Source organism: Flavobacterium rhizosphaerae (assembly GCF_046000445.1).
Lineage (GTDB): Bacteria > Bacteroidota > Bacteroidia > Flavobacteriales > Flavobacteriaceae > Flavobacterium > Flavobacterium rhizosphaerae.
Genome location: NZ_JBELPZ010000006.1, coordinates 178970 through 187004 on the forward strand (window position 1 = coordinate 178970; position 8035 = coordinate 187004).

At 39.6% G+C, this 8035-nt stretch carries 6 protein-coding genes and 1 tRNA gene; 5 read left to right on the plus strand and 2 right to left on the minus strand.

Annotated features, from left to right (window positions below):
• Positions 1-85: 85 nt before the first annotated feature.
• Positions 86-2578: a TonB-dependent receptor domain-containing protein gene (locus ABS766_RS08235; protein WP_408084655.1), complete on the plus strand. Its 2493-nt coding sequence runs from the start codon at positions 86-88 to the stop codon at positions 2576-2578.
• Positions 2579-2674: 96 nt separating this feature from the next.
• Here ABS766_RS08235 and ABS766_RS08240 read toward each other — a convergent pair whose 3' ends face one another.
• Positions 2675-3952 (minus strand): Glu/Leu/Phe/Val family dehydrogenase, encoded by a 1278-nt coding sequence (locus ABS766_RS08240; protein WP_408084656.1) that lies wholly within the window; start codon positions 3950-3952, stop codon positions 2675-2677.
• Between the two features lie 384 nt (positions 3953-4336).
• On the opposite strand from ABS766_RS08240, the gene ABS766_RS08245 reads away from it, so the two are divergent.
• The 4 genes from ABS766_RS08245 to ABS766_RS08260 all read left to right on the plus strand — a co-directional run bounded on the left by ABS766_RS08245 (position 4337) and on the right by ABS766_RS08260 (position 7731).
• Positions 4337-5761, plus strand: coding sequence for an MBL fold metallo-hydrolase (locus ABS766_RS08245; RefSeq protein WP_408084657.1), 1425 nt, complete (start codon positions 4337-4339; stop codon positions 5759-5761).
• Between the two features lie 59 nt (positions 5762-5820).
• Complete coding sequence (locus tag ABS766_RS08250; RefSeq protein WP_408084658.1) at positions 5821-6990, plus strand: redoxin domain-containing protein; 1170 nt, start codon at positions 5821-5823, stop codon at positions 6988-6990.
• Positions 6991-7156: 166 nt separating this feature from the next.
• Positions 7157-7238, plus strand: a tRNA-Tyr gene (locus ABS766_RS08255).
• A 331-nt stretch (positions 7239-7569) separates the two neighbouring features.
• Complete coding sequence (locus ABS766_RS08260) at positions 7570-7731, plus strand: winged helix-turn-helix transcriptional regulator (RefSeq protein ID WP_408084660.1); 162 nt, start codon at positions 7570-7572, stop codon at positions 7729-7731.
• A 172-nt stretch (positions 7732-7903) separates the two neighbouring features.
• Here ABS766_RS08260 and ABS766_RS08265 read toward each other — a convergent pair whose 3' ends face one another.
• Positions 7904-8026 (minus strand): T9SS type B sorting domain-containing protein, encoded by a 123-nt coding sequence (locus ABS766_RS08265; protein WP_408084661.1) that lies wholly within the window; start codon positions 8024-8026, stop codon positions 7904-7906.
• Positions 8027-8035 lie beyond the last annotated feature (9 nt).

Consider the following 8035-nt stretch of genomic DNA (forward strand, 5'->3'; position numbering starts at 1 on the left):
ATTAATATCCCCGCATGAAACCTTTGCCGTTTTTCGCAGTCCTATACCCCATAATGATCACCAAAGCTATATTAAAATTTTTTACATGAGAAGATTTCAGACATTTGTCTTACTGACCTTTTTATTTTCCGCAGTAACGGGTTTTGCCCAAAATAATAACGGCAAAAAAGCAACCGTAACCGGAAAAGTGATTGAGCAGGATACCAAACTGCCCTTAGAATTTGCAACCGTAACCCTTTTAAACCCGGGTGATAATTCCACTGTAACCGGCGGCATGACCAACGGAGAAGGTGTTTACACCGTTACTGTAGACCCCGGTACTTATATTTTTAAATATGATTTTATTTCTTTTCAGAGTGTACAGGTAACCAAACAGGTTACCGGTGATGCCAACCTTGGCACTACCCCTATGGCACCGGATGCCACACTGCTGAATGAGGTAGAAATAACTGCCGAACGCAGTACGGTAGATATACAGCTTGATAAAAGGGTATATACCGTTGGTAATGATATGATGGTTAAAGGCGGTACCGTGAGCGATGTGCTGGATAATGTACCTTCTATAAGCGTAGATGCCGAAGGTAATGTGGCTCTTAGGGGTAACCAAAGCGTTACCATACTTATAGACGGAAGGCCCTCTAACCTAGCCGGAAGTAACATTGCCGATGTATTACGCCTTTTACCTGCCGATTCTGTTGACAAGGTAGAAGTTATAACCAACCCTTCTGCACGTTATGATGCCGAAGGTGGTGGCGGTATTATAAATATCATCCTTAAAAAAGGCAAGGCCGATGGCTTTAACGGTTCGGTAACGGCAACTACCGGACAGCCCGATAACCACGGTTTAATGGCTAACCTTAACTACAGGAGCGAAAATTATAATGTGTTTTCTAACCTGGCATACAATTACAGGAAAAGCCCCGGCATGTCTTTTACAAACTCTGAATATCTTGACGAGAATGGAAACACGACTCAATATGTTAATGAAGATAGTGACAGAGAACGCCTAAGGCGTGGTGTTAACGCTAATTTTGGTATAGACTGGTATCTTACCAAAACCCTGAGCTGGACCAACGCCATAAACTTTAGGAGAAGCAATGGTGATAACCCTACCAAAACATATTATGATTATTACCTTGCCGATAAAACGTTTAATTACACCCGTTTCCGTTATAACCTTGAAGATGAAAAAGATACCAATGTAAACTATTCGAGTTATTTTTTAAAGAAATTTAACGATGATGGCCACCAGCTTAAGGTTGATGTATCGGTAGCCAAAAGTATAGATGATGAAAATTCATACATCAGTGATGAAATAGTGGGTTCAACCGACCCGGACACCAATTCCTATCAGCAAACCCTTAATAAGGAAAATGAAGACAGGGCCGTGGTACAGGCCGATTATGTATTGCCCTTTAGCGAAGAAAGCCGTTTTGAAGCTGGTTATCGCGGCAGTTTTACAACACTTGACACCGATTTTGATGTACAGGACCTTCAGGATGGCGCATGGATTGACAACGATAACTATACCTATCATTTAATATATAAAGAAAAGGTAAATGCCCTGTATGCACAGTACGGCTCTAAATATGGCAAGTTTTCTTATATGGCGGGTATGCGTTGGGAAGATTCAAACATTGATGTAAACCTGCTTAATGCCAATGATTATAACAAGAAAAGGTATAATAACTTTTTTCCAAGTGCTTTTTTAAATTACGAATTTTCAGAGAACAGTAATGTAACGTTAAGCTACAGCAGGCGTATAAACCGTCCGCGCGGACGGTTTCTTAATCCATTTGGCGGGCTGCAAAGCAACATTAATATATTCAGGGGTAACCCGGACCTGAACCCGGCAATGACAAATGCGTTTGATTTAGGGTATATGCGCAAATGGAATACGTTAACTTTTAGCACTTCTGCCTACCTTAATGTTACTGATAATACGTTTCAGTTTGTGCGCACCAGGCAGGGCGAAACAGCCGATGGCACACCTATTACCGTTACAAGCCCTATAAACCTTGCGCAGGAATACCGTTTTGGTTTTGAGTTTAATATTAATTACAATCCTTTTAAATGGTGGCGTATAAACAGTAACTTTAATTTCTTCAGGAATGAGACTAAGGGTGATTATACCTTTAATTACACCTATAATGGGCAGCAACTTGAGGATTACCAGGATTTTAATAACGTAGCGTATAGCTGGTTTACTCGTATAAACAGTAAAATAACCCTGCCCTGGAAGATAGACTGGCAGGTAAATGCCGATTACCGTGGTGCAGAAACCAATGCCCAGGGTAAAAGGCGCGGTGTTGCCAGTATGAATACCGCATTAAGTAAAGATATACTAAAAGATAAAGCTACAATAGCGGTAAATGTACAGGATGTTTTTAACAGCCGTAAATGGAAAAATGAAGTGTATTTGCCGGGAGAGTTACGCTCTTATGGCGAAATGCAGTGGAGAAAACGCCAGATAACACTTTCTTTCACCTACCGTTTTAATATGCGCAGAGACAACCAGAAAGAGCAGCAGCGCGATGGACAGGGTCAGCCGGATAGTGAAGACTATATTGGCGGATAATAAAATACTAGTTAGTTTTGTAGGTTATTTGTAAATGATACAGGCGCCCTTATGGGCGCCTGTATTCTTATAAAACATTTTAAAAAAATCAATCCATTAAGGAAAAATACCCCTTTGTTTGTAAGCCATTTCAATACGGGTCAATGCCACAATATAAGCTGCCGTACGCCAGTCTGTACCAAACTGTGCAGAGGTTGCAATTACTTTGGCAAAAGCATCTTCCAGTTTTTTTCTTAGTTTGGTAATCACATCATCCATACTCCATATTTCCCCGTTACGGTTTTGCAGCCATTCATAATAACTGCCAATTACCCCACCGGAATTACATAAAATATCGGGAATAATCTCTATCCCCCTGTCAAGCAAAATAGTTTCACCTTCGGTATCAATAGGCCCATTAGCACCTTCTGCTATTACAACAGCCTTAATATCAGCTGCATTATCCTCAGTTATCTGGTTACCCAAAGCTGCCGGTATAATAATATCGCAGTCAATACCAAAAAACTTCTCCGATGCAAAATCATGGTCAGTATACCCATGTATGGTAGCATTTTCGCTTTGGTACTTTAATAAATCTTCAGGATCTAAGCCGTCAGCATTATAAATAGTTCCTGTAGCATCCTGCACTCCTACTAATATAGCGCCATTTTGGTGCATAAAATGTGCCGCCCAGTAACCCACGTTACCAAAGCCCTGCACTATAAACTTTTTACCTTCAAGGGTAGTACCTTTCATTTTAGCCCAGGCCTCAAGAGTTACTACCACACCAAAACCTGTAGCCCTGTCGCGGCCTTCAAGTCCGCCGGAGCCTACCGGTTTACCGGTAACTACATGCTGGTTTTTACTACGCTCAGATGGCGATTTGGTAGACATATATGTGTCAGCAATCCAAGCCATCATTTGAGAATTAGTATTAACATCCGGCGCAGGTATATCATGCTCAGGGCCAATATTTTCGCCAAGGGCATACGTAAACCTGCGGGTTATCCTTTCCAGCTCAGACTGAGAATATTTCTTCGGGTCAAGTTGTATTCCCCCTTTACCACCGCCATAAGGCAGTCCGGCCAATGATGTTTTCCATGTCATCCAGGTAGCCAGTGCACGTGCTGCATCAATATCTACCGTTTCATGGTAGCGCAGGCCGCCTTTATAAGGCCCAAGGGCATTATTATGCTGTACCCTGTAACCGGTAAAAACTTCAACGTCGCCATTATCCATCTTTACAGGAAAATGCACAACAATTTCATTATTGGTTATAGCTAATATTTTTTTAACACTCGGGTCAAGGCCCATAACATCTGCAGCCTTGTAAAACTGGTTCATTACGTTTTCGTACATCCCCGTTCTGCGACGGGGCTTTGAAGTTGTTGCCATAAATTTAAATTTATAACTTAGTTTATCTTGTCTTTTAGTTGTTAAAAACTATACAAATATATATAGTTGTCCGGAATAATTGATTTAAAATATTGATAATTTTTTAAAAACAAAACTATTAAATTGCGATTATAATAAATACAAGGGTAATTTACCTCACTCAGGTATTAATTCTTTAATCAAGATTAACAGTTTTTAAAAGTTAAAAATAAGTGTTAAAGCACGGTTTATTAATTTTATTCAAAAAAAAGTTAAAGGCATTACATTAAATGTAACACATGTATTTTGAAAGATTTTTAGTACCCAACTATATATTTACTGCACCATACCCCCCCTTTTAGACGCTCTTTTTTGGTATATTTGTATAGATTAAATACTAATAAAATGAAAGTAGAGCAAATTTACACCGGATGCATTGCACAGGCTGCCTATTACCTTGAAAGCAAAGGAGAAGCTGCAATTTTTGATCCGCTTAGGGAAGTACAGCCCTATATAAATAAAGCCGCTAAAGACAACGCACAGATAAAATATATTTTTGAAACACATTTTCATGCCGATTTTGTTTCAGGGCATTTGGACCTGGCCAAAAAATCAGGAGCAAAAATAATATATGGTCCTACTGCAAAACCTGAGTTTGATGCAATAATAGCCGAAGACGGGCAGGAATTTAAAGTAGGCGATTATACTATAAAAGCCCTGCACACACCCGGCCACACGTTAGAAAGCACATGCTATTTACTTTTAGATGCCAATAAAAATATATACGGCATTATTACCGGCGACACCCTTTTTATCGGTGATGTAGGCCGCCCGGACCTTGCACAGGCATTAAGCACAGAACTCACTCAGGAGGTGCTGGCATCTCACTTATACAATTCGCTCCGTAATAAAATAATGCCCCTGCCAGATGATGTTATTGTGTTTCCAAGTCATGGGGCAGGCAGTGCCTGTGGTAAAAACATGAGCAAAGAAACTACCGATACCCTCGGCAACCAGAAAGCAACTAATTATGCCTTAAGGGCCAATATGACCCGACAGGAATTTATAAGCGAATTATTAGATGGGCTGGGTACCCCCCCGGCCTATTTCCCACAAAATGTATTACTTAATATAAAAGGGTATGACAGCCTTGATACTATAATGGACAAAGCCTTAAACCCGCTTTTATCCAACGAGTTTGAACTGGCTGCCAATGAAACCGGTGCCCTGGTGCTGGATGTTCGCCATCAGGATGAGTATATAAAACAGCACATACCAGGGTCAGTTTTTATAGGACTTAACGGACAGTTTGCGCCCTGGGTTGGCGCGCTGGTACGCGATGTAAAGCAGCCTTTGCTTCTGGTTATACCCGAAGGCAAAGAAACCGAGGCCGTTACCCGACTGGCAAGGGTAGGTTTTGATAACGTGTTAGGGTACCTTAATGGTGGCATAGAGACATGGGTAGCAGCCGGAAAAGAAACAGACAGCATAAGAAGTATTGCCCCGCAACAACTGGAACAGGAAATAGCTAATAATAACGATGCCGTTATTTTGGACAGCCGTAAAGAAAGCGAGTTTGAAACAGGCCATGTCGTAAATGCATTAAACATACCCTTAGATGATATTAATGAGCGCTTTGCAGAAATACCTGTAAACAAAAATCTTTATGTACATTGTGCAGGGGGCTACCGCTCGGTAATTATGTCATCTATACTAAAATCGCGCGGGTACCACAACCTTACCAATATAGAAAAGGGCTTTGATGGTATAAAAAATACAGCTCTCAAAACCACAACAGGCCAGCCGGAGACAGATACAAAACTTTTTTAGCGTTTTAAATTTCACAACCCCTTTTTAGCTATTTTTGCACAAATTAATAAAATTTAAACATGAAAAATATGTTTTTAGGCCTTGCAGCCTCATTTCTTATTGTAGCATGCAATTCACTGGCCGAAAATGAATATGAAATTAAAGGAAACGTAGATCCTTCCTTAAACGGAAAAAAAGTTTTTCTTCAAAAGCAAGGTGGCATGGGCTATGTAGCAACCGATACAGCTGTTGTAGAAAATGGTACTTTTATATTTAAAGATACCATTAGTGAACCCGAAATGCGTTTTATTGCTATTGAAGACAAAGAGCCCGGAAATGTGGTAGATTTTATTTTAGAGCCCGGCAGCATAAAAATAGAAACCGATAAAGATATCCTGCACAACTCTAAAAGGTATGGTACTTATAATAATGAAAAGCTTGAAGAATATTATTCTATCAATAAGGGCTTTACAGAAGAACTGAAAGAATTTCAGAAAAAGAAACAGGCAGCCTATATGCAGGCCATGCAGACAAAAGATACTGCTGCTGTAAATAACTTAATGAAAGAAGAAGAAGTATTCCGCAAGCGTAGTGAAGATTTAAATATCAAGTTCATAAAAGAAAATCCAAAGGCTTATATAAACCTGTTTTTTGTAGGCAATCTTGTAAATTCTCCTAATCATCCATTTGACGAAGTAAAAAAACTTTATAATTCGCTTGATAAAGATTTGCTGAATACCAAAATGGGTAAAAAACTTTCAGAATTTATAGATAAGAAAGAGCAGGATTTAAATGCACAAAAGCAAAGCGAAGAAAATAAAAAGAATGTTGAAGTGGGTAAAACGGCGCCAAGCTTTAGTGCCCCTACCCCCGAAGGAAAAACCATGTCGCTTAAAGATGCCATGGGCAAAGTTACCATTATAGATTTCTGGGCTTCATGGTGTGTACCATGCCGTAACGAAAACCCTAATGTGGTGGCTATGTATAAAGAGTTACATCCAAAGGGGCTTAACATTATAGGGGTTTCTTTAGATAAAGACGGCGAAAAATGGAAAGAAGCTATTGCTAAAGATAACCTTACATGGAACCATGTTTCTAACCTGCAATTTTGGCAAGATCCTATAGCACGCCAATACGGTGTGGAAGGAATACCCGCAACTTTTGTTCTTGATGAAAACGGCGTTATAGTAGCCCGTGATTTAAGAGGAGAAGAGTTAAAAGCTAAGGTAAAAGAACTGCTGGCTAAGTAATATGATAGAATATTTAAAAAGAGCCCTGGCATTTTTGTTAGGGCTCTTTTTTATATACTTGCTTTCAGGCATTTAAAAAAACAAGCAAAAAATACTTTACAATAAATTTGTGGACTACAAAAACAAGACTATATTTGCATCCGCATTGGCAAAATAACCATGCTGAGGGGAGATACTCAAGCGGCCAACGAGGGCAGACTGTAAATCTGCTGACTATGTCTTCGCAGGTTCGAATCCTGCTCTCCCCACAAAAATAAAAAAACCTGCAAAATTAATTTGCAGGTTTTTTTATTCGTTCAATTGATCAGGCTTATTATTAAGTAGTTATTTTCAGCGAGCGTATCAAATCCCCGTCAAACTCAATAGAGTAATTAAATATAACAGGACTCCCCGGGAAGGTTCCTAACACCTTTGTTTTAAAAACACCTGATTTTTATTGCCTTCAAAACCTATCGGCTTAATTACCATATCATATTCTCTGGTTGTGCTTTCCATCCATGCTTTAATCGCTTCTTTAGCCTTGTAGATATTATTGTCGTAAATGAAGAATACCAGAGGCCTAACGAACTGCAACGTAAAATTCCCGATGCGTCCCGGAGGGTTTTAAATGTACAGCTTAAAGAGCTGGAAGAACATGAACTTGTTACCCGGAAAATTTATCCTGTTATTCCGCCAAAAGTAGAGTACAGCCTGACCGAATTTGAAAAAAAACCTGATCCCTATTATCGGTACTTTAGGTAATTGGGGGGGATGAGCACCAGAAACGCCTGAAGGCGCTTATTTCAAAAAATTTATATATCACTAACAAAATTCATTTTAGTACATTTTAAAATAGAGTCACTCAAAGCTTATCATAAATAATAAAAGGCAGCCAATCGGCTGCCTTTTGTAGTTTAAGTGTTTGTATGTAATATTACCTCTTTATGGCAAAATGCGAACGGAACTCCTTGGTTTGGTCTCCTTCGGTATATTCTACAAGGAACCAGTAGTCATCCGAGGGTACCGGCTGACCGTTAAAGGTACCGTCCCAACCTATGCCGTCAGG

Bases quoted from the DNA above. Each gene is read 5' to 3' on its own strand.
- ABS766_RS08240 (WP_408084656.1), bottom strand. From the start codon at position 3,952: ATGGCAACAACTTCAAAGCCCCGTCGCAGAACGGGGATGTACGAAAAC.
- ABS766_RS08235 (WP_408084655.1), top strand. From the start codon at position 86: ATGAGAAGATTTCAGACATTTGTCTTACTGACCTTTTTATTTTCCGCA.
- ABS766_RS08245 (WP_408084657.1), top strand. From the start codon at position 4,337: ATGAAAGTAGAGCAAATTTACACCGGATGCATTGCACAGGCTGCCTAT.
- ABS766_RS08250 (WP_408084658.1), top strand. From the start codon at position 5,821: ATGAAAAATATGTTTTTAGGCCTTGCAGCCTCATTTCTTATTGTAGCA.